The sequence below is a fragment of the Tropicimonas sp. IMCC6043 genome, assembly GCF_004146235.1.
In the GTDB taxonomy this organism is placed as follows: Bacteria; Pseudomonadota; Alphaproteobacteria; order Rhodobacterales; family Rhodobacteraceae; genus Tropicimonas.
Genome location: NZ_SELO01000002.1, coordinates 81735 through 101955, shown reverse-complemented (window position 1 = coordinate 101955; position 20221 = coordinate 81735). Strand labels below are relative to the sequence as shown.

19 protein-coding genes are annotated in these 20221 nt (G+C 65.4%); 14 read left to right on the top strand and 5 right to left on the bottom strand.

Annotated elements, in window-relative coordinates; genetic code table 11:
* Positions 1–4: 4 nt before the first annotated feature.
* On the bottom strand, positions 5–388 hold the full coding sequence (locus EU800_RS02785; protein WP_129628339.1) for a DUF3307 domain-containing protein: 384 nt from the start codon (positions 386–388) through the stop codon (positions 5–7).
* 72 nt (positions 389–460) lie between these two features.
* Positions 461–1969: an Asp-tRNA(Asn)/Glu-tRNA(Gln) amidotransferase subunit GatB gene (gatB, locus tag EU800_RS02780; protein ID WP_129628337.1), complete on the bottom strand. Its 1509-nt coding sequence runs from the start codon at positions 1967–1969 to the stop codon at positions 461–463.
* A gap of 165 nt (positions 1970–2134) precedes the next feature.
* Between gatB and EU800_RS02775 the strand changes: the two genes are divergently transcribed.
* The 3 genes from EU800_RS02775 to EU800_RS02765 all read left to right on the top strand — a co-directional run bounded on the left by EU800_RS02775 (position 2135) and on the right by EU800_RS02765 (position 4067).
* Positions 2135–2809, top strand: coding sequence for a transglycosylase SLT domain-containing protein (locus EU800_RS02775; protein ID WP_129628335.1), 675 nt, complete (start codon positions 2135–2137; stop codon positions 2807–2809).
* Positions 2810–2971: 162 nt separating this feature from the next.
* Entirely contained in the window at positions 2972–3439 is a 468-nt protein-coding gene (locus EU800_RS02770) for an Lrp/AsnC family transcriptional regulator (protein WP_129628333.1), read from the top strand.
* Positions 3432–4067 (top strand): LysE family translocator, encoded by a 636-nt coding sequence (locus EU800_RS02765; RefSeq protein WP_129628331.1) that lies wholly within the window; start codon positions 3432–3434, stop codon positions 4065–4067. The genes EU800_RS02770 and EU800_RS02765 overlap by 8 nt, the downstream gene beginning before the upstream one ends.
* 3 nt (positions 4068–4070) lie before the next feature.
* Here EU800_RS02765 and pepN read toward each other — a convergent pair whose 3' ends face one another.
* Positions 4071–6623 carry an aminopeptidase N gene (gene pepN, locus EU800_RS02760; RefSeq protein WP_129628329.1) on the bottom strand — a complete coding sequence of 851 codons (2553 nt, stop codon included), beginning with the start codon at positions 6621–6623 and terminating at the stop codon, positions 4071–4073.
* 109 nt (positions 6624–6732) lie between these two features.
* On the opposite strand from pepN, the gene EU800_RS02755 reads away from it, so the two are divergent.
* From EU800_RS02755 to EU800_RS02705, 11 genes are all read left to right on the top strand, one after another.
* On the top strand, positions 6733–7839 hold the full coding sequence (locus EU800_RS02755; RefSeq protein ID WP_129628327.1) for a class I SAM-dependent RNA methyltransferase: 1107 nt from the start codon (positions 6733–6735) through the stop codon (positions 7837–7839).
* A gap of 76 nt (positions 7840–7915) precedes the next feature.
* A complete protein-coding gene (locus EU800_RS02750) occupies positions 7916–8485 on the top strand; it encodes a CIA30 family protein (protein ID WP_242500383.1) in 570 nt (189 codons plus the stop codon).
* A gap of 115 nt (positions 8486–8600) precedes the next feature.
* Positions 8601–8888 carry a putative quinol monooxygenase gene (locus EU800_RS02745; protein ID WP_129628325.1) on the top strand — a complete coding sequence of 96 codons (288 nt, stop codon included), beginning with the start codon at positions 8601–8603 and terminating at the stop codon, positions 8886–8888.
* A gap of 390 nt (positions 8889–9278) precedes the next feature.
* The gene (locus tag EU800_RS02740; protein WP_129628323.1) at positions 9279–10319 is read left to right on the top strand and encodes a LacI family DNA-binding transcriptional regulator; all 1041 of its coding nucleotides are present in this window, start codon (positions 9279–9281) and stop codon (positions 10317–10319) included.
* A gap of 154 nt (positions 10320–10473) precedes the next feature.
* A complete protein-coding gene (locus EU800_RS02735) occupies positions 10474–11703 on the top strand; it encodes an ABC transporter substrate-binding protein (protein ID WP_207209840.1) in 1230 nt (409 codons plus the stop codon).
* Positions 11704–11765: 62 nt separating this feature from the next.
* A complete protein-coding gene (locus EU800_RS02730; protein ID WP_129628321.1) occupies positions 11766–12692 on the top strand; it encodes a carbohydrate ABC transporter permease in 927 nt (308 codons plus the stop codon).
* Positions 12689–13516: a carbohydrate ABC transporter permease gene (locus EU800_RS02725; RefSeq protein ID WP_129628319.1), complete on the top strand. Its 828-nt coding sequence runs from the start codon at positions 12689–12691 to the stop codon at positions 13514–13516. The genes EU800_RS02730 and EU800_RS02725 overlap by 4 nt, the downstream gene beginning before the upstream one ends.
* 2 nt (positions 13517–13518) lie before the next feature.
* On the top strand, positions 13519–15186 hold the full coding sequence (locus EU800_RS02720) for a glycoside hydrolase family 43 protein (RefSeq protein ID WP_129628317.1): 1668 nt from the start codon (positions 13519–13521) through the stop codon (positions 15184–15186).
* Complete coding sequence (locus tag EU800_RS02715) at positions 15179–16189, top strand: ABC transporter ATP-binding protein (protein WP_129628315.1); 1011 nt, start codon at positions 15179–15181, stop codon at positions 16187–16189. The genes EU800_RS02720 and EU800_RS02715 overlap by 8 nt, the downstream gene beginning before the upstream one ends.
* A complete protein-coding gene (locus EU800_RS02710; protein WP_129628313.1) occupies positions 16186–17292 on the top strand; it encodes a Gfo/Idh/MocA family protein in 1107 nt (368 codons plus the stop codon). Before EU800_RS02715 ends, EU800_RS02710 begins: the two co-directional genes overlap by 4 nt.
* Complete coding sequence (locus EU800_RS02705) at positions 17289–17933, top strand: ThuA domain-containing protein (protein ID WP_129628311.1); 645 nt, start codon at positions 17289–17291, stop codon at positions 17931–17933. Before EU800_RS02710 ends, EU800_RS02705 begins: the two co-directional genes overlap by 4 nt.
* Before the next feature lie 104 nt (positions 17934–18037).
* On the opposite strand, the gene doeB is transcribed toward EU800_RS02705, so the two are convergent.
* Together doeB and doeA are read right to left on the bottom strand one after the other, a co-directional pair.
* Complete coding sequence (gene doeB / locus EU800_RS02700; RefSeq protein WP_129628309.1) at positions 18038–19027, bottom strand: N(2)-acetyl-L-2,4-diaminobutanoate deacetylase DoeB; 990 nt, start codon at positions 19025–19027, stop codon at positions 18038–18040.
* Positions 19024–20220: an ectoine hydrolase DoeA gene (gene doeA / locus EU800_RS02695; RefSeq protein WP_129628307.1), complete on the bottom strand. Its 1197-nt coding sequence runs from the start codon at positions 20218–20220 to the stop codon at positions 19024–19026. Before doeA ends, doeB begins: the two co-directional genes overlap by 4 nt.
* Position 20221 lies beyond the last annotated feature (1 nt).

Sequence of the window (20221 nt, the reverse complement as noted above, 5' to 3'; positions counted from 1 at the left end):
GAGGCTAAAGTCCTGCCCAGATCCCGGCAATGCCGATATAGGTCGCGTGGTGCAGCGCCTGGTCGACACCGGTGGCGTGCCAGTAGGCGGCATCCTCCGGCGTGAGACTACGGCGGGCCACGATCTGCGCCTTGCCCCAATCGATGTGGAAATGAATCACGAACTCGGCCAGCAGGATCGCGGCGAGCGGCCCGGGCGGGGTGCCGAAGACGAAAAGGACCAGCGTCGTGCCGAGGATATGCACGAGGCAATGCAGCGCCCGGCCGGGATGGAGATAGCGGCCGCGGCGTGAGAGCATGTAGGCGGTCTGAAGGTAGAAATCCGCCACCAGATGTTTGACCTGCAACGCCAGGACGAGCAGCAAAACCATCGTCGCGGATACGGTCATGCACAGCCTCCCGGTTGCCTTAGTCGAGTCTAGGCACAAGGTGCGAGGGGATCAATGACAGGTGGAGCCGGATCAGCCGAGCTTCCGGGCGACGATCTCGTTCACGGCCTTCGGGTTGGCCTTGCCGCCGGTGGCTTTCATCACCTGTCCGACGAACCAGCCCGCGAGCTTCGGGTTGACCTTGGCCTTTTCGACCTGGTCCGGGTTGGCCTCGATGATCTCGTCCACGACCTTCTCGATGGCGCCGGTATCGGTCACCTGCCGCATGCCGCGGCTCTCGACGATCTCGGCCGGATCTCCGCCCTCGGTATAGACGATCTCGAACAGGTCCTTGGCGATCTTGCCCGAGATGTCGCCCTTGGAGATGAGGTCGATGATGCCGCCGAGCTGCGCCGCCGAGACGGGGCTGCTGGTGATGTCGTTATCCTCTTTCTTCAGCCGGCCGAAGAGCTCGTTGATGACCCAGTTTGCGGCGAGCTTGCCATCGCGCCCCTGCGCCACCTCCTCGAAATAGGCCGCCGACTCGGCCTCGGCGGTGAGCACAGAGGCGTCATATTCGGTCATCCCGAATTCATTGACGAAGCGGGCCTTCTTCTCGTCGGGAAGCTCTGGCAGGGTCGCGGCGATGCCGTCCACCCAAGCCTGCTCGATCTCCAGCGGCAGAAGGTCAGGGCAGGGGAAGTAGCGATAGTCATGCGCCTCTTCCTTGGAGCGCATCGATCGCGTCTCGCCCTTGTCGGGGTCGAAGAGGCGGGTCTCCTGATCCACCGTGCCGCCGTCCTCGAGGATGGCGATCTGGCGGCGCGCCTCGTATTCGATGGCCTGCTGGATGAACCGCATTGAGTTCATGTTCTTGATCTCGCAGCGGGTGCCGAGATGCGAGAAATCCTGCGTCTCCCAGTAGCGCTCGAAATCGCCCGGGCGGCAGACGGAAACGTTCACGTCCGCCCGCAGGTTACCGTTCTGCATGTTGCCGTCGCAGGTGCCGAGATAGCGCAGGATCTGGCGCAGCTTGCCGACATACGCCGCTGCCTCCTCGGGGCCGCGGATATCGGGGCGCGAGACGATTTCCATGAGCGCCACGCCGGTGCGGTTGAGATCAACGAAGGACATGTTCGGGTCCATGTCGTGGATCGACTTGCCCGCGTCCTGCTCGATATGGATCCGCTCGATTCGCACCCTGCGCGCAACGCCCGGTCCCATGTCGACCAGCACCTCGCCCTCGCCGACGATCGGGTGGTAGAGCTGGGAGATCTGGTAGCCCTGCGGCAGGTCGGGATAAAAGTAGTTCTTGCGGTCGAAGGCGGATCGCAGGTTGATCTCGGCCTTGAGCCCGAGCCCGGTGCGCACCGCCTGTTCGACGCAGAACTCGTTGATCACCGGCAGCATCCCCGGCATGCCGGCGTCGATGAAGGCGACGTTGGAATTGGGCTCGGCGCCGAAGGTGGTTGAGGCTCCGGAGAAGAGCTTTGCCTTCGAGGCGACCTGCGCATGGACCTCCATGCCGATCACCAGTTCCCAGTCTTCCTTCGCGCCGGAAATGACCTTGGGTTTCGGGGCGTCATAGGTGAGGTCGAGCATCGGAACGGTCCCTGTGGCTGATCGCAGAGGTCTTAGAACAGCCACGGGCACGGGGCAAGGCTTGCTGCGCGGGCGGGAAGCCGCCGATGCGACGCCCCGGGCTTTGCCAGATTTCGCAAAACGCGCTAAAGCCCGTGGCCGACGAAATTGCTGCGAGACGACCGCATGTCCATCCCCGCCTCCCGCCTTGCAACGGCGATCCTCCTGATCGGAACCATGGTCCTCGGTGCCTGCGCCGAGGTGCCGGGCGCAGAGACGACCCGCTCCCGTGCCTCGACCAAGACACCGCATTCGGAGTACGCAATGCGGTGGGACCACAAGGCGCAATCGACGGAGTGGACCGCGCGGGGCCTGGCGGCGCTGGAAAGCCACGGGGCGGCACTGCCCGCGATCGTGCCCGCCGATATCGAGACCTGGTGCCCGGGCTACGCAGACGCCAGCCAGGCTGACCGCGAGGCGTTCTGGATCGGCCTGATCTCTGCGCTCGCCAAGCACGAGAGCACCTGGAACCCGGCCGCGGTCGGCGGCGGCGGGCGCTGGTTCGGGCTGGTGCAGATCTCTCCGGCAACGGCGCGGCTTTATGGCTGCGAGGCCAAGAGCGGATCGGCGCTGAAGAATGGCGCGGCCAATATCAGCTGTGCGATCCGCATCATGTCCCGCACGGTGCAGCGGGACGGCGTGGTCAGCGCTGGCATGCGCGGTGTCGCTGCCGACTGGGGCCCGTTCCACACTGCGAGCAAGCGCAAGGACATGATCGCCTGGACTTCGACCCAGCCCTTCTGCCAACCCAAGGCCAAAGGTCCGCTGGCGATGCTGAAGAAGAAGATGGCCGACGGCTGATGCCGTAACGGTCGCTGCTTCACACAAATCCCGCCTTTGACACAACGCTGGCAAGCGAACTTCGGCATCGCTTGCCTGAGATCTGTGATCTCTTTACGGCTCTTTCGGGCGAAACCATAGGTATTCTTGATTTATTGAGTTTTTTCCGATAATTTTCCTGTAATGGATACTATTGATCGGAAAATTTGCGATCTCCTTCAATCCAGCGGTCGCGCGTCGAGCGCTGAACTGGCGGACGCCGTGGGCCTCTCCGTCTCCTCCGCAAACGAGCGGGTGCGCCGTCTGTCAGCGCAGGGGATTGTGACCGGCTGGCGGGCGCAGCTCGATCCTGAGGCAGTCGGCGCCGCGCTCTGCGCGCTGGTCTTCATCGACATGGACTACACCGGAGAGGCCGAGGCATGCGCGGCGCTGATCGCGCGTCCGGAAGTCATGGAACTGCACCATGTCAGCGGACCGCATTCCTATCTCGCCAAGATCCGGGTGAAGGACAGTGCCGCGCTCCAGCGCTTCCTTCAGGAGCAGCTCAAGCCGTTTCCGGCAGTCCGCCGGACGGAAACCCTTCTCTCGCTGCAGGCGCTCAAGGAGTCGGGCGCCGTGGCGATCGACGGTCTGGAGGCAGATGATGCTTGAAGTGCTGCTGAAGGGGATCGGCGCAGGGGTCGCGGTGGCGGCGCCGGTGGGGCCGATCGGGCTTCTCTGCGTCCGTCGAACATTGCTAGACGGCCGCGCTGCGGGGCTCGCCACCGGGCTTGGCGCAGCGACGGCGGACGGGCTCTACGGGCTTATGGTCGCCGCGGGTTTCGCGGCGACCGGCCTGCTTGTTAGCCACGCGCAGCCGATGGCGCTCGCCGGCGGGCTGCTCATCGCCGTCCTCGGCGCGCTGTCGCTCCGCGGCTTTCTCGTTGCGCCGGCGGCGGGCGAGCCGCAACCGGCGGGCAATGGCCGCCCCTATCGCGGGGTCTTCGCAGCCTGGGCCACCACGTTTCTGCTCACACTGTCGAATCCGATGACGATCCTTGCCTTCATCGGCATGGTCGCCGCCCTCGGTACCGCGGCCTCCGGTGGGCCGGCCGCGCCCTATGTCCTCGTCGCCGGCGTCTTCACCGGGTCGGCGCTCTGGTGGATCCTGCTGGTGCAGATGGCGCATTGGGCTGGCAGTCGGCTCGACGCCGGTGCCAGCCGCTGGCTCGACCTCGCCTCGGGCGGCATCCTGCTCGTCTGGGGCCTCTGGATCGCGGCGCGCAGCCTTCCTGTCTGACCTTCAGTCGCCGAGGATTCGCGCGACCATCTCGCCCACATCCCGGCTCAGCCCCGGTGCGGCAGCGATCCGCTCGAGATTCTCCCGCATCATCTGCTGGCGGTCGGCGTCGTAGCGCTTCCAGGTCTCGAAGGCCGTGGTCATCCGCGCTGCTGTCTGCGGGTTGACCGGATCGAGCCGGATCAGCCAGTCCGCGAGCAGCGTGTAGCCCTCACCGGAGGCCGCATGGAAACCCGCGGCATTCGTCGCCAGCCCGCCCATTACCGCGCGGAAACGGTTGGGATTCTTCCAGTCGAAATCGGCATCCGCTGTAAGCCTGCGCACCACGGTGGCCGCCTCCTTCGGCGCGGCGAGGCTGGCCTGAAGAGCGAACCACTTGTCCATGACAAGGCGGTCACCCTGCCATTTCCGCCGGAAGGTAGCGAGTTCGGCCCCGGCATCGCCGGCGCGGACGAGACAGGAAAGCGCGCCGATCTCGTCGGTCATGTTGTCGGCCGTCTCGAACTGCGCCCGCGCCCGCACATCGTCATCGAGCCGGCTGAGATAGCTCAGCGCCGCACCGCGCAGGGCGCGCTGGCCGGCATCGGCGGCATCGGGGCGATAGGGGCCGTGGATCGCCATGTCGTCGTAGAGATCGGCAAGGATCGAGCCGAGCTGTTCGGCGATGGCATCGCGCAAGGTCTCGCAGGCGGTGTGGATCCGCAGCGGGTCGGGCGTGCGGCCGGCGTCGAACAGCGCCTGGGCGAGGTCGTCTTCGCCCGGCAGGCCGAGGGCAAGCGCGCGGAACGCCGGATCGAGGCTTTCGTCGCGCACGACGCCCTGAAGCGCGCCGAGGAAAGCAGGATCGGGCTCTGCGCGCTCGGCGATCATGCCGATGAGCGTGTCCTTGGCCAACGCCCGTCCGGCTTCCCATTTGTTGAACGGATCGGTGTCATGGGCGAGCAGGAACGCACGCTCCGCCGCCGACAGTTTGCGCTCGAGGATCACCGGGGCGGAGAAGTCGCGCAGGATCGAGGCGACGGGCTTCGCCGGCAGGTCCTCGAAGGTGAAGCTCTGTTCGGCTTCCGTAAGTTCCAGCACCCGCGTCGGAACAATCTCGTCGCCATTGGGAGAGAGCAGGCCAACCGCAACCGGGATCACCAGCGGCGCCTTCTCCGCCTGACCCGGCGTCGGCGGGGTGCGCTGCGAGAGGGTCAGCGTGTAGGTGCCGAGGGAGAACTCTTCTTCGACCGTCACGCGCGGCGTGCCGGACTGGGAATACCAGCGCTTGAACTGTGTGAGATCGCGCCCGGAGGCGTCCTCGAAAACCTTGATCCAGTCCTCGATCGTCGCCGCCTCGCCGTCATGCCGCTCGAAATAGAGATCGAGCGCCCGGGCATACACCTCGTCGCCGACCAGACGCTTGAGCATGCCGATTACTTCGGCGCCCTTCTCGTAGACGGTGGACGTGTAGAAATTGTTGATCTCGACGAAGCTCTCCGGGCGGACCGGATGTGCCAGCGGCCCGTTGTCCTCGCGGAACTGGCGGGCACGCAGGGCGAGCACGTCCTGGATGCGCTGGACGGAGCGGGAGCGCTGGTCGCCGGAGAACTGCTGGTCGCGGAACACCGTCAGCCCCTCTTTGAGGCAGAGCTGGAACCAGTCGCGGCAGGTGATCCGGTTGCCGGTCCAGTTGTGGAAATACTCGTGCGCGATGATCGATTCGATGCGCTCGAAATTGGCGTCGGTCGCCGTCTCGGGGCTGGCGAGCACGGCCGAGGAGTTGAAGATGTTCAGCCCCTTGTTCTCCATTGCCCCCATGTTGAAATCGTCAACGGCCACGATGTTGAAGATGTCGAGGTCGTATTCGCGGCCATAGATATCCTCGTCCCAGGCCATCGCCTTCTTCAGCGATTCCATCGCGAATGGGCATTTGTGCTCGTCGCCGGGCCGGACCCAGATGTTGAGCGAGACGTTGCGCCCGGACCGCGTGGTGAAGCTGTCGGGATGGCTGACGAGCTTGCCCGCGACGAGGGCGAAGAGATAGGCCGGCTTGGGCCAGGGGTCCGACCACTCGGCAAAGCCCTCTCCGACCGCCTTCTTGTTGCCGTTCGAGAGCAGCACCGGCAGGTCGCTCTCGATCCGCACATCGAAGGGCGCCATCACGTCCGGACGGTCCGGGTAGTAGGTGATCTTGCGGAAACCCTCGGCCTCGCATTGCGTGCAATACATGCCGCGGGACATGTAGAGCCCTTCGAGCGCGGTATTGCTCTCCGGCGCGATCTCGACTTCCGATTCCCAGGTGAAACGCGAGTCTGGGACCGGGCAGGTGAGGCCCTCGGCCGTGATCCCGGGTGAGATGTCCGCGCCGTCGATCTTCGCCCAGAGGAGCTTCAGCTGCTCTCCGTGAAGGAAGAAGTCGCCGCCGTCGCTGGCCGGGTTGGGCGCAAACATTATCCTCGAGATCACCCGCGTGGCGTCGGGGGCGAGGCGGAAGGTGAGCTCGACCTTCTCCACGACATGGGTGAAGGGTGCATAATCGGCGAGATGGATTGTCTTCGGGGCGCTCTCGGGCATCGGGATGTCTCCGGCTGGTTCGGGCGGACCCTAGGGCTTGCGCGGCGGCGCCGCAACGGGGGGCGCTTTCGCGCTCGCGGGGCGCCGCAATTGCGGCTATTGGAGCGGGATGAGCGAGCCGTTCGAGATCTTCCTGGTGGCCACGCCCGGGCTTGAGGCGCCACTTCGCGCCGAGGCGCGGGCGCTCGGTTTTTCGGCGGCCGAAGTCGTTCCGGGCGGGGTGGTGTTCGCCGGCGGCTGGCCGGAGGTCTGGCGCGCAAACCTGGAGCTGCGCGGCGCGACGCGGGTGCTTGCCCGGATTGGATCTTTCCGCGCCTTCCACCTCGCGCAGCTCGACAAGCGGGCGCGGAAATTCCCCTGGTCCACGGTCATCACACCGGGCGAGGCGGTGCGGGTCGAGGTGACCTGCCGCAAGTCCAAGATCTATCACGCTGGGGCGGCGGCACAGCGGGTCGAGCGGGCGATGCGCGAGGAGGCAAGGGCGGTCATCTCGCCGGACGCACCGCTGCGGCTGATGGTGCGGATCGAGGATGACCTCGTGACCATCTCGATCGACAGCACGGGCGAGTCGCTCCACAAGCGGGGGCACAAGGAATGGGTCGGCAAGGCTCCGATGCGTGAGACGATGGCGGCGATGTTCCTGCGGGACTGCGGCTATGACGGCTCCGAACCGCTGCTCGACCCCATGTGCGGCTCGGGAACCTTCGTGATCGAGGCCGCCGAGATGGCGGCAGGGTTTCAACCTGGGCGGTCGCGAAGCTTCGCCTTCGAGGCGCTGCAGAGCTTCGATGCGACGGCCTTCGCGGCAATGAAGGCGGCTGGCACGGTGCGGGTCCCGGACCGGCACTTTTTCGGATCGGACCGGGATGACGGCGCGATTCGCGGGGCCTCGGCGAATGCGACGCGGGCTGGCGTGGGCGATTTCTGCGCGTTCCAGCGGGCGGCCGTGAGCGAGATCGCACGGCCCGACGGCCCCTCCGGGCTGGTCATCGTCAACCCACCCTATGGCGCGCGGATCGGCAACAAGGGGCCGCTGTTCGGACTCTATTCGGCACTGGGGACGGCTCTGAAGGAGCGATTCTCGGGTTGGCGTGTCGGGATCGTGACCTCGGACGCGGCGCTGGCGAAGGCAACCGGGTTGCCTCTCAAGCCGCCTGGGCCGGTGGTGGCGCATGGTGGGCTGAAGATCCGGCTCTGGCAGGCCGGGCCACTCTGACGGCCAGAGCAGTCGCCTCGGGGGCAGGTGATCCGGAAGGGTCCGCGGGACGTAGTTCAGGCAAAGAAGGTGGATCATGACGCGAGGATTCGACAGGCGTGCGTTCTTTGCCGGCGGGCTGGCACTGGCGGCAACAGCGGCAACGGGCGCGCGCGGGGAGCAGGCCATGGAGAGCGCTTTGCAACCGGCGGCCGAGTGGCCGTGGCGCTTCATCGCCGATACAGTCATGGGCGGCGTCTCCCAGGGGCAGGCGGAGCTCGTGACAGCGGGAGGGCAGCGGGTGCTGCGTCTCACCGGCGAGGTCAGCACGGCCAATCGCGGCGGTTTCATCCAGGCGCAGTCGCGCCTTGCCGCGCCGCCGGAAGCGGGCGTGGAGGGCGTCGCGATCCGAGTGCGCGGCAATGGCGAGCGCTATTTCCTGCATCTCAGGACGGCGGCCACCCTGTTACCCTGGCAATACTATCAGGCCGGGTTCGGGACCGGGCCGGACTGGCAGGAGATCCGCCTGCCGCTCACGGCATTCGAGGGGTCGGGGCGGCTACTGCCTCGCCGGATTGCGCCGGAGTCGATCCGCTCGGTCGGGCTTGTCGCATACGGTCGGGACCATGTGGCCGACGTGTCGCTCGCGGCGATCGGGTTCTATTAGGACGCTTCGACACATCGCTTCCGAAGGGCCATCAGGCTGTGCGCGCGCGCCTCATGCCATTTCGTCAGGCGCGGTGCTACTCTGCGCCTCCAGCCGTTCGAAAGGGCAAAGAAACATGAGTGTACTAACCATCATCGCTGATATCCGGATCAAGCCGGGTGAGGTCGAGCCCGTGCTCGCCTCCTTCCGCAAGCTGATCCCGCAGGTTCTCCCCGAGCCGGGCTGCCTGCAATACGACCTCCACCAGAACAACGACGACCCCACGCATCTTCTTTTCTACGAGAACTGGGAGACGCGGGAGCTCTGGCTCGACCACATGGAAACGGCGCACCTGGCCGCGCACAAGGCGGCCACCGAAGGCAAGGTCGTGAGCACGACGATCTACGAGATGACGAAGCTCTGAGGCGCGGAGGCCAGCCAGGTCACGGCCCGGGGAGATTCCCTCGGGCCGCGCGCCGTGGCCCGCGCCTTCCGATTCGATAGCTCTCCGAATCTTTCCGGCAGGCTCGAACCGACAAGTAGGTCGGCTTCGGCGCATGAGCCCATCGCAAGCGCCATCGGGACGGGTCATCCCTCCCGATCACGCAGACGCGCTCGACAGAGGTGCCGCGTTGCCGCGGGAGCCGGCACATCGGTCCGGCTTATCTTCCGTCCGGAGCAATCCATCTTCATCCGCACGCGTTCGGGGGAGTTACAGGATTCTCCCGCACAGGAGGTCGGAGCAGGCCGCTTGTGAGGAACGTTAATCAGATGTATTTTTGCAAGAACCTCAGAGATGAGCTTGCGAAATGCAATGAGACCTCCTTCTTCACGCCCCACGGTCCGCGACGTCGCCAAGGCGGCCGGCGTGAGCCTTGCCACGGTCGATCGGGTCCTGAACGGCCGCATCGGTGTCCGTCCCGCGACGCAGTCGAAGGTCCTCGCTGCCATGGAGAAGCTGAGCTTCGAACGGGACATCGCAGCCGCAAATCTCTCGAAGCGGCGCGAATACAGGATCACCTTCATTCTTCCCGAGGGCGAAAACAGCTTCATGCGCGGGCTCGAGGCCGGGATCGAGGCGCTGCGCAGGAGCTACGAGCGGGAGCGGGTGCGGCTGCAGGTCCTCACCGTTCCAGCGTTCGACGGAATCACTCTGGCTGCTCTGCTTGATGGCCTTGGGCCTGACGAGGTCGATGGCGTCGCCGTTGTCGCAACGGATGCGCCCGTCGCTGGGCAGGCGATCTCTGGATTGATGCAGAAGGGCGTGCATGTCGTCACGATTGTCAGCGACCTGCCGAGTTCCCCTCGGGAGCACTTCGTGGGCATCGATAATGTCGTTGCAGGACGGACGGCGGCGGGCCTTTTGGGCCGTTTTTGTTCGGGGCGACGCGGTTCGATCGCCGTCATCGCCGGGTCCATGGTGTTGCGTGACCATGTCGAGCGCCGGCTCGGCTTTGACCAGGTGATGCGGGCTGACTATCCGGACTTCGTCCTGCTCCCGACTATCGAAGGTGCAGACGATTCGGAGCAGGTCGAGCTGTTGCTGTCGGACCTTCTACGCCGGCACGATGACATCGTCGGCATCTACAGTCTCGGGGCCGGGAACCGGGGCGTGGCGCGGGCCGTCAGGAAGGCGGGTCTTTCTGACCGGCCGTATATCGTGGTGCATGACCTCACGAAACATGCGCGCGCGGAGCTGCAATCCGGGCTTTTCGACGCGGTGATCAACCAGGATATCGGACTTGAGATCCATAGCGCCGTCCGGGTCCTGACGTCGCTCATCGACGAAAGACCGATTATCGCGGAGCGCGAGCGTATCCGTGTCGACATCTTCACTCGCGATAATTTGCCCTAGTACGCGCAAGGCCACTTTGCACTTCGGTTCGGAATGATGTACGTTCCTCAAATTCCGAGGTGGTGCGTCGAGTCGCACTGCTGCAGACAACCCGGCGATGATGCCGGCGGGAGGAGATAGCATAAAAAAGACCCTGGGACTTACTGCCTTGCTCATGGGCTCGATCGCGGCGCAAGCCGTGGTTGCCCAGACCGAGGTCAAGATACTGCGTGTCCAGCCGGGAGACGCTGAGCAGGCGTTCTACCAGCGCGTCGAGGAGCAGTATGAAGCCACGCATCCTAATGTGGACGTGGTCTTTGAGTATATCGCCAACGAGGCCTACAAGTCGAAGCTGCCGACGCTGCTGCAATCTGACGCGCGGCCGGACATCTTCTACAGCTGGGGCGGCGAGACGCTGGTCGAGCAGGCAAAGGCCGGGTTCCTGCAGCCCATCGGGGACATGGTCTCTCCGGAGGCGCTCGCCACCTTCCCCGAGGCGGCAATCAACGCCTACACGGTGGACGGACAGCTCTACGGACTTCCGCTCTACGCGACCGAGGTCGTGTTCTGGGTCAACACCGACCTGACGAAACAGGCGGGCGTCGACCACACGGAGATCAAGACCTGGGGCGACCTGAAGGGCGCCGTGCAGCAACTCAAGGATGCCGGGGTGACGCCGATCATCGCCGGCGGTCAGGACAAGTGGCCGCTGCATTTCTACTGGAGCTATCTCGCCCTGCGTGAGGGCGGACCCAATGTCGTCACCGGAGCGATGGCCGGCGAGGGCGACGGGTTCAAGGGAGAGGCTTTCGTGGCAGCCGGCCGCGACTTCCAGGAACTCGCCGAGATGGATCCGTTCCAGCCTGGCTTCATGGGAACCACCTACGAGACTGCGAGCGGCATGTTTGCCGACGGCAAGGGCGCGTTCCACCTGATGGGCGACTGGGACTACCTGCCGATGCGCGGCCGCTCGACCTCGGGCGAGGGCCTTTCGGACGACCAGCTCGCGATCATCGGTTTCCCGTCGATCGAAGACCCGGTCGCCGAAGGTGGCGACAACGCGACGCTCGGCGGCATGAACGGCTGGGCCGTCACGACAGCGGCGACCCCGGAAGCGGTCGATTTCCTGACCTTCCTTCTCAACCCGGAGCATCAGGAGGAAGTCGCGAGCCGGGGAATCTTCATCCCGATCGTGAAAGGGGCCGGCCAGGCGCTGGAGAACCCCTTCTTCCAGCAGGTTGCTCAGGACATCGCCGAGTCGGACTATCACCAGATCTTCCTGGACCAGTTCCTCGGCGCGTCCGTCGGCGCGACGGTGAACGACATCTCGGCGGACCTCGCGCAGGGTGCGATCACCCCGGAAGAGGCGGCCAGCCAGGTGCAGGAAGCCTGGGACTTCCGCTGATCCTCTGACACATCGGCGCGCGCCCGGAACGGCGCGCGCCTCTTCAACGGGCGGAGTCGGTGATGCACACCCCCACTCTCGGTCGTCGCATGCCGCTCGGCGAGCGGCTGCGACGGAATATTACCAACGGGCGGGTTACTTCGGTTCTCATCCTGCTGCCGCCGGCGTTGATCCTCTTCACGCTCTTCGTCGTGCTTCCGCTGGGTGAATCCGGCTACTACGCATTCTTCAACTGGAATGGCTACGGCACGCCGACGAACTATGTCGGCCTCGAGAATTTCGAGCGGATCGCCGGCCACTCCGTCTTTCACACCGCCGTCGGCAACACGGCAAAGATCATCCTGATCTCGCTCTTCGTGCAGATGCCGCTGGCACTGTTGCTCGCGCTGCTCATCTACCAGAAAACGCCGACAAATGCGGTCTTCCGGCTCATATTCTTCGTGCCGTACATCCTGGCCGAAGTCGCCGCGGGCCTGATCTGGAGTTTCGTCTTCGACGGCAATTACGGCGTCACGGCTTCCATCGCGCAGGCATTCGGCGTCGAAAGTATCTTCATTCTCGCCGATCGCGACTGGGCATTCGTCGCAATCCTGACCGTCATCGTCTGGAAGTATTTCGGCTTCCACATGATGATCTACATCGCGGCGTTGCAAGGCGTGTCGAATGACCTGATCGAAGCCGCCAGGATCGAAGGCGCGACCCGGACGCAGGTTGTCCGCTACGTCCAGATCCCGGTCATCAAGCCCGCGATCACCGTCAGCGCCTTCTTCGCCATCATCGGCGCTCTGCAGGTGTTCGACGTCATCATCCCGCTGACCAATGGCGGCCCCTCCAACACGACCCATACAATCGTGACCTATCTCTACACGTTCGGCCTGACGCGGTTGAACATCGGTTTCGGGAGCGCCGTCGGCGTCATGCTTTTTGTCGCGGCCGTCTTCATCGCGGTCTTCTACCAGCGCGTCTTCATGCGGAGTGCAGAATCATGACCCCGCATTTCTGGCGCAATCTCGCGCGTGTCACGTTCCTGGTGATCGTCGCCGCATTCGTCGTCGCGCCGCTGCTGGCGACCGCGCTCGGCGGCTTCAAGACCAATGCGGAGATCCGGACCAACGCCTTCGCCCTTCCCGAGACCTGGAACACCGAGTTCTACGCCTCGATCATCACGGACCCGGCGTTCTGGCGCTATCTCGGCAATTCGCTGGTCATCTCCACGTCGACGGTCCTGCTGACGCTGCTCGTGGGGGCGGCCGCGGCCTATGTCTTCGCGCAGATCCGCTTCTTCGGTTCGCGGATGCTCTTCTCCTACCTCCTGCTTGGCCTGATGTTTCCCTTTGCAACGGCGATCCTGCCGCTCTTCATCAAGGTGCGGGATATCGGCCTGCTCGATACCTGGTGGGCGGTGATCCTGCCGCAGACGGCGTTCGGGCTGTCGCTCGCAATCCTTCTCTTCCGCACCTTCTTCGAACAGCTCCCGAAGGAGCTCTTCGAGGCCGCCTATATCGACGGCTGCGGCTATGTCCGGTTCTTCTGGCGTTTCACGCTGCCGCTCTCGACGCCGATCCTGGCGACCGTCGGTGTTTTCGTCTTCGTGCAGAGCTGGAACAACTTTCTGCTGCCGCTTGTCGTGCTGAACAGCCGCGAAGTCTTCACCTGGCCGCTCGGCATGATGCAGTTCCGCGGGGAATATGTGACCGAATGGAACCGGTCGCTCGCCTTCGTGACGCTGACGATCCTGCCCGCGATCGTCTTCTTCCTCGCCGCCCAGAAATACATCGTCGCCGGCCTCACCGGCGGTGCCGTCAAGGGATGACCATGACCCAGATGATACAGAACCCGATCCTGCCGGGGTTCAACCCCGACCCTTCGATCGTGCGGGTGGGCGACGACTACTATATCGCGACTTCGACCTTCGAGTGGTTCCCGGGCGTTCAGATCCACCATTCGCGTGACCTCAGGAATTGGAAATTGGTGACGCGCCCGCTGACGCGCGCTGAGCAACTCGACATGCGGGGCGACCCGGATTCGGGCGGCGTGTGGGCGCCGGACCTGAGCTATTCCGACGGACAGTTCTGGCTGATCTACACCGATGTGAAGCGCCGCGACGGTGCGTGGAAGGACTCGCACAACTACCTCGTCACCGCGCCCGCCATCGAGGGGCCGTGGTCGGATGCCATCTATCTCAACTCCTCTGGGTTCGACCCGTCGCTGTTTCACGACGAGGACGGGCGCAAGTGGCTCGTCAACATGATCTGGGACCACAATTTCGGCCCGGCGGGCGACCGTTTCGGCGGCATCGTCCTTCAGGAATACTCGGTCGAGGAGAAGCGCCTGACCGGTCCGATCCGCAACATCTATCGCGGCACCGATCACAAGTTCACCGAAGGTCCGCATCTCTACCGGCGCGACGGCTGGTATTACCTGCTGACCGCAGAGGGCGGCACCGGCTATGACCATGCGGTCACGATGGCGCGGTCGCGCAACCTGGAGGGGCCGTATGAGACGGACCCGGCAAAGCATGTCCTGACGGCAAAGGACACGCTCAGCCACGGGCTTCAGCGGGCGGGCCATGCGAGCATCGTCGAGACGCAGGATGGCGAGTTCTACATGCCGCATCTCTGCTCAAGGCCGCTGCCCGAGACGATCGACATTGCGACAGGCGGGGCGACGAACATCCACGCGGACGATGTGCGCCGGTCGCCGCTCGGTCGCGAGACGGCGATCCAGAAGCTCGTCTGGCCCGAGGGCGAGTTCCCGCGCCTGGCCCATGGCGGCTGCGCTCCGGCTACCGAGGTGGAGGCGCCGGACCTGCCCGAACACCCTGTTGATCCGCTGCCTACCCGCACCGATTTTTCCGGGCCCGACCTGCCACTCCCCTTCCAGTGGCTCCGCAGCCCCGAGCCCAAGCGCCTGTTTTCCCTGACCGAGCGGCCCGGCTTCCTGCGCCTCTTTGGCCGCGAGTCTCCCGGGTCGGCCTTCGAGCACGCGCTCGTCGCCCGGCGGCAGACCGACTTTGCGTATCGGGCCGAGACAGAGATCGACTTTGCACCGCAGGACTACCAGCAATTCGCCGGCCTGATCTCCTGGTACAACCGTTTCAAGTTCCACTACCTCGCGGTTACGGCGAACGAAGCGGGCGAACGCCTCCTCACAATCAATAGCTGCGCCGCCGACTGGCCGGATGCGCGGCTCGACTTCCCGCTGAAGGAGCCCATCCGCCTGCCTGACGATGGCCCGGTTCGCCTTGGCTGCGACGTCGACGGGGCGGAGCTTCGGTTCCGCTACGCGACCGGCGATACGTGGCAGGATCTCGGCCTTGTCCTCGACCAGTCGGCGATCTCGGACGAGGCGGGCAATGGCCCCGGCAACAACTTCACTGGCGCCTTCGTGGGCATCTGCGCGCATGACACGTCGGGCCGCAGCACGCCGGCCGATTTCCCCTACTTCACCTATGAACCGGCGGAGACCCTGAGACATGGCTGAGGTACGCCTGAACAACGTCACCAAACGTTTCGGCACGGTGACGGTCATCCCGGACCTGAACCTGACGGTTCCCGACGGCTCGTTCACCGTGCTCGTCGGCCCGTCCGGTTGCGGAAAGTCCACGCTTCTTCGCATCATCGCGGGGCTCGAGACGCCGTCCGAAGGAAGCGTCGAAATTGGCGGCCAGGACGTCACCTTCGAGGAACCGTCGAAACGCGGTATCTCGATGGTCTTCCAGTCCTACGCGCTTTACCCGCACATGACGGTGGCGCAGAACATCGATTTCGGCCTGCGCCTGTCGAAGACGCCGGCGAAAGAGCGCGAGGAGCGGGTGGCGGAGGCCGCGCGGATCCTCTCGCTGGAGGCCCTGCTCGACCGGAAACCGGGCCAGCTTTCGGGCGGCCAGCGGCAGCGCGTCGCCATCGGCCGTTCGATCGTGCGCCAGCCGAAAGTGTTCCTCTTCGACGAGCCGCTGTCGAACCTCGACGCGGCGCTGCGCACGCAGATGCGGGTGGAGCTTGCCCAACTCCACCAGTCGATCACCTCGACGATGATCTACGTCACCCATGACCAGGTCGAGGCGATGACCCTCGCCGACCAGATCGTGGTGATGAACGAGGGCCGGATCGAGCAGGTTGGCGCCCCGATGGATCTCTACAACTGTCCGCAGAGCGAGTTCGTGGCGGGTTTCATCGGGTCCCCGAGAATGAACCTTCTGCCAGGAGCGGCCGTGCAAAGAAGCGACATTAAGACCGTGGGCGTTCGCCCGGAGCATATTCAGGCGGACCCGGAAACCGGCGACTGGCCGGCGACCGCGATGGTGGTCGAGCATCTCGGCGCCGACACCATGGCGCATGTCCGGGCTGACGGGTATGGCGACCTCATCGTCCGCCTGCCCGGATATGCGCGCCTCGCCGCCGGCGACAGGGTGTTCCTCACGCCCGAGCGCGAGAACCTCCACCATTTCGGCGAAGATGGCCGTCGGATCGAGGTGACGGCATGATCCCGCTTGGCGTTGGAATCGTCGGATGCGGCGTCATCAGCGAGATCTATCTCGAAAACGCCCGCATTTTCCCGCAGATCGAGGTGCGCGCCGTCGCCGATCTCCGTCCCGAGGCGGCGCAGGCACGGGGCGAGGCGTTCGGGGTCGCGGCGGTGACGCCGGAGGCGCTCCTGCGCCGTGACGACATCGACATCGTGCTGAACCTGACCATTCCCGCGGCGCATGTCGACGTGGGGCTCTCGGCGATCGCGGCGGGCAAGCATGTCTACGCGGAAAAGCCGCTGGCCAACACGGTTGCCGAGGCACGGCCGATGATCGAGGCGGCACAGGCCGCCGGCCTCCGCATCGGCTGCGCGCCGGACACGTTCCTAGGTGGCGCCCACCAGACGGCCCGCGCGCTGGTGGATGCCGGCCGGATTGGCCGGCCGACCGCCGGCACCGCGACGCTGATGCTGCCGGGGCACGAGGCATGGCACCCGAATCCCGACTTCTACTACCAGCCGGGTGGCGGGCCGCTCTTCGACATGGGGCCCTACTACATCACCGCGATGGTGCATCTTCTCGGGCCTGTCGCACGCGTCTCGGCGCTGGCCTCGCGCGGTCGTGACACGCGCACCATCGCCACCGGCCCCCGGGCGGGCGAGACGGTGCCGGTCGACGTCGCGACCCATGTCGCGGGGGTGATGGAATTCGCCTCCGGTGCGCTCGTGCAGATCGCGACCAGCTTCGAGGTGAAGAAGCATCGGCACAGCCCGCTCGAGCTCTACGGGACCGAGGGCTCGCTGCTGATCCCGGACCCGAACCGCTTCGACGGCACGGTCGAGCTTTTCGACGCTGACTGGGAGCCGCAGCCCACGACCCATGCACATGGCGACGGCAATTACCGCGGGCTCGGCCTCGCGGACATGGCCGCGGCGATCGTCGAGGGGCGGCCGCACCGCGCCAACGGCGCGCTGGCGCTGCATGTGCTCGAAGTGATGGAGGCGCTCCTGGCCTCGGCCGAGCAGGGCGCCGCCGTTTCCATCCTGTCCACCTGCGACCGGCCCGAACCTCTCGCCCCCGGCGGAGTGACCGGCCGCATTGCATCCGAGGAGACCGCATGACCCGCAAGGCACTGATCTTTTGGGGGGGCTGGGAAGGCCACGAACCTGAGGCCTGCGCCGGCGTCGTAAGCGAGATGCTGCGCGGCGAGGATTTCGACGTCGATGTCGAGCAGGGCAACGACGTCCTTGCCCGTGGCGGGCTTGACCGCTACGACCTGATCGTCCCGCTCTCGACGCAGGTGCAGGTCGAGAAGGAGGCGCTGCAAAACCTGATCGACGCGGTCGAGGGCGGCACCGGGCTGGGCGGGTTTCATGGCGGCATGGGCGACACCTTCCGCAACGAGCCGGCCTATCAGTTCATGGTCGGCGGCCAGTGGGTCGCGCATCCCGGAAACATCATCGACTATCGCGTCGAGATCACCCGGCCGGACGACCCGATCGTCGCGGGCATCGGTGACTTCGACTATCACTCCGAGCAGTATTTCATGCATGTCGACCCCGGCCTCGAGGTCCTGGCGAGCACCACTTTCACCGGCGAGCACGCGCCCTGGACGAAAGGCACCGTGATGCCGGTCGTCTGGAAACACCGCTACGGACAGGCGCGGATCTTCTTCTCCGCCCTCGGCCATGTCGCGTCGGAGTTCGAAGTCCCGCAGATGCGCGAGATCCTGCGCCGCGGCCTCGTCTGGGCTGCCCGCTGACCCCTCGCGGCTCGGGGTAGCGTCCTGCCGTCCGAGCCGGCGATGCTCACGGCCGGCATGATGTTGGGGTCGGACCAATGACACTCGTCGGAAACGGCGAGGCGTCACTCCGTGGCGACAACGGCGAGGCAGTCGCCGCTCTGGACAAGGCCGGGGAAATGCCGGGCCACGAGAAGTCCGTCGCAGTTGGCGGTGATCTCGACGGGTGCGATCCCCGTCCGGTCGTTGGACCAGAGCCGCGCGATGGGCTGGCCGGCCCTGACCTCTTCGCCAAGGTCAACGAGCGGGTGCATCAACCCGTCGACCGTAGCGAAGTGGAAGCAGTCGTCGTCCGGCATTGCCAGCATGCGGCTCCGTTCCGGCCGCTCCGGCGCTCCCGTGAGGATCCCGGCATGGCGCAGGACGTTCCGGCCGCCGCGGATCGCGATCTCCGCCGACCGCGCCGTCGCCGTCCCGCCGCCGCCGAGCTCGGTGGTGACGAAGACCTTTCCCTGCGCCTCCACGGCGGTATCAAACATGCCGACGGCGTCGATCTCCCGCATCATCATGCTGTATGGGGCGCCAAAGGCCTCGACGGCGGCAACGCAGGCCGCCTGCTGCGCGGTGTCATCGAGGTAATGCGCTGCCGCGTAGGGCAGGAAATCGAGCGTCTTTCCGCCCGAATGATAGTCCAGAACGATATCGGCCAGCGGCAGGAGAACGCTGTCGAAGTAATGCGCGATCTTCTGGGTCGGAGTGCCATCGGGGCGTCCGGGGAAGGCCCGGTTCAGGTTCACCTGGTCGATCGGACTGACCCGCGCCCCGACCCGGAAGGCGGGATAGTTCATGTAGGGCACGATGAGGATCCGGCCGGTCACATCCGCCGGATCGATCTCCCAGGCGAGCTGCTGCAACGCGATCGGGCCTTCGTATTCGTCGCCGTGATTGCCTCCGGTCAGGAGCGCGGTCGGACCGTCGCCACCCGCGATCACGGTGATCGGGATCATCACACTGCCCCAGGCACTGTCGTTGCGGGAATGCGGCAGCCGCAGGAAGCCGTGGTGCTTGCCCCGGGCGTCGAGCGGGACGGTCGGGCGGATCGGGTTCGGGCTCATTGCTTGACCAGCATCTTGCGCGGCATGTCGCAGAAGAGGAAAGGGTCGCCGTCGGTGATCGCGATCGACTCGGTGGTCTCGTAGCCCCAGCTGTCCATCCAGAGTCCGGTCATGAAGTGGAAGGTCATGCCGGGTTTCAATTCGGTACGGTCGCCTCGGCGCAGCGACATGGTGCGCTCGCCCCAGTCAGGCGGATAGCTAAGCCCGATTGAATAGCCGGTACGGTTGTCCTTCACGATGCCGTAGCGGTCGAGCACCTTGAAAAAGGCGATTGCGATATCCTCGCAGGTATTGCCGGCGCGAGCAGCCTCCAGCCCGGCATCCATGCCCTCCAGGACCGCCTTTTCGGCATCAAGGATCTCCTGCGGCGGGGTGCCGAGGAAGATCGTGCGCGAGAGGGGTACGTGGTAGCGCTGGTAGCAGCCGGCGATCTCGAAAAAGGTGCCCTCGTTCGGTTTCATCGGCAGGTCGTCCCAGGTCAGGTGCGGCGCGGCGGCATCCGGCCCCGAGGGCAGGAGTGGCACGATGGCGGGATAGTCGCCGCCATGCCCGTCCCATTCATCGTACCGCAGGGCAGCGTCGTAGATCTCGGCCACAAGATCACATTTGCGCATCCCCACCTCGACCGTGTCGGCGATCCGGCGATGCATTCGCTCGACGATGCGGGCGGCCTGACGCATGTAGTGCAGCTCCTTGTCGGACTTGATCGCGCGCTGCCAGTTCACCATCGCCGTGGCATCCGTGAAGCGCGCCTCCGGAAGGCCGTGCTGGAGCCGCTCATGCGCCTTGGCCGAATACCAGTAATTGTCCATCTCGACGCCCAAGGTGCCGCGGTGCCAGCCCTTGTCGGTGAGTTTCGCGCAGAGGTAGTCCATCGGGTGGCGTTCGGTCGACTGGACGTAGTGGTCGGGGTAGCCGATCACATCTTCCTCGCCCATCCAGACGGTGCGATAGGCGCCCTGCGCGTCCTGTCCGCGTCCGAACCAGACCGGCGGGCCGTCGGGGCCGATCAGAACGCATTGGTGAACGTAGAAGGACCAGCCGCCATAACCGGCGAGCCAGGCCATGTTGGAGGGGTCGCTGATGATCAGCAGGTCGATCCCGGCCGCCGCCATGGCGGCGCGGGTTCCCTCCAGGCGCGTCTCGTATTCGGCATCGGTGAAGCGCTCGGGGGTTCGTTGCAGCTCGGGCATC

Excerpts from the sequence above, each read along its gene's own strand:
- EU800_RS02710 (WP_129628313.1), top strand. The coding sequence starts at position 16,186 with ATGATCCCGCTTGGCGTTGGAATCGTCGGATGCGGCGTCATCAGCGAG.
- EU800_RS02715 (WP_129628315.1), top strand. The coding sequence starts at position 15,179 with ATGGCTGAGGTACGCCTGAACAACGTCACCAAACGTTTCGGCACGGTG.
- pepN (WP_129628329.1), bottom strand. The coding sequence starts at position 6,623 with ATGCCCGAGAGCGCCCCGAAGACAATCCATCTCGCCGATTATGCACCC.
- EU800_RS02740 (WP_129628323.1), top strand. The coding sequence starts at position 9,279 with ATGAGACCTCCTTCTTCACGCCCCACGGTCCGCGACGTCGCCAAGGCG.
- doeB (WP_129628309.1), bottom strand. The coding sequence starts at position 19,027 with ATGAGCCCGAACCCGATCCGCCCGACCGTCCCGCTCGACGCCCGGGGC.
- EU800_RS02785 (WP_129628339.1), bottom strand. The coding sequence starts at position 388 with ATGACCGTATCCGCGACGATGGTTTTGCTGCTCGTCCTGGCGTTGCAG.
- EU800_RS02770 (WP_129628333.1), top strand. The coding sequence starts at position 2,972 with ATGGATACTATTGATCGGAAAATTTGCGATCTCCTTCAATCCAGCGGT.
- doeA (WP_129628307.1), bottom strand. The coding sequence starts at position 20,220 with ATGCCCGAGCTGCAACGAACCCCCGAGCGCTTCACCGATGCCGAATAC.
- EU800_RS02705 (WP_129628311.1), top strand. The coding sequence starts at position 17,289 with ATGACCCGCAAGGCACTGATCTTTTGGGGGGGCTGGGAAGGCCACGAA.
- EU800_RS02755 (WP_129628327.1), top strand. The coding sequence starts at position 6,733 with ATGAGCGAGCCGTTCGAGATCTTCCTGGTGGCCACGCCCGGGCTTGAG.
- gatB (WP_129628337.1), bottom strand. The coding sequence starts at position 1,969 with ATGCTCGACCTCACCTATGACGCCCCGAAACCCAAGGTCATTTCCGGC.
- EU800_RS02720 (WP_129628317.1), top strand. The coding sequence starts at position 13,519 with ATGACCCAGATGATACAGAACCCGATCCTGCCGGGGTTCAACCCCGAC.
- EU800_RS02745 (WP_129628325.1), top strand. The coding sequence starts at position 8,601 with ATGAGTGTACTAACCATCATCGCTGATATCCGGATCAAGCCGGGTGAG.
- EU800_RS02750 (WP_242500383.1), top strand. The coding sequence starts at position 7,916 with ATGACGCGAGGATTCGACAGGCGTGCGTTCTTTGCCGGCGGGCTGGCA.
- EU800_RS02775 (WP_129628335.1), top strand. The coding sequence starts at position 2,135 with ATGTCCATCCCCGCCTCCCGCCTTGCAACGGCGATCCTCCTGATCGGA.
- EU800_RS02725 (WP_129628319.1), top strand. The coding sequence starts at position 12,689 with ATGACCCCGCATTTCTGGCGCAATCTCGCGCGTGTCACGTTCCTGGTG.
- EU800_RS02765 (WP_129628331.1), top strand. The coding sequence starts at position 3,432 with ATGCTTGAAGTGCTGCTGAAGGGGATCGGCGCAGGGGTCGCGGTGGCG.
- EU800_RS02730 (WP_129628321.1), top strand. The coding sequence starts at position 11,766 with ATGCACACCCCCACTCTCGGTCGTCGCATGCCGCTCGGCGAGCGGCTG.
- EU800_RS02735 (WP_207209840.1), top strand. The coding sequence starts at position 10,474 with ATGGGCTCGATCGCGGCGCAAGCCGTGGTTGCCCAGACCGAGGTCAAG.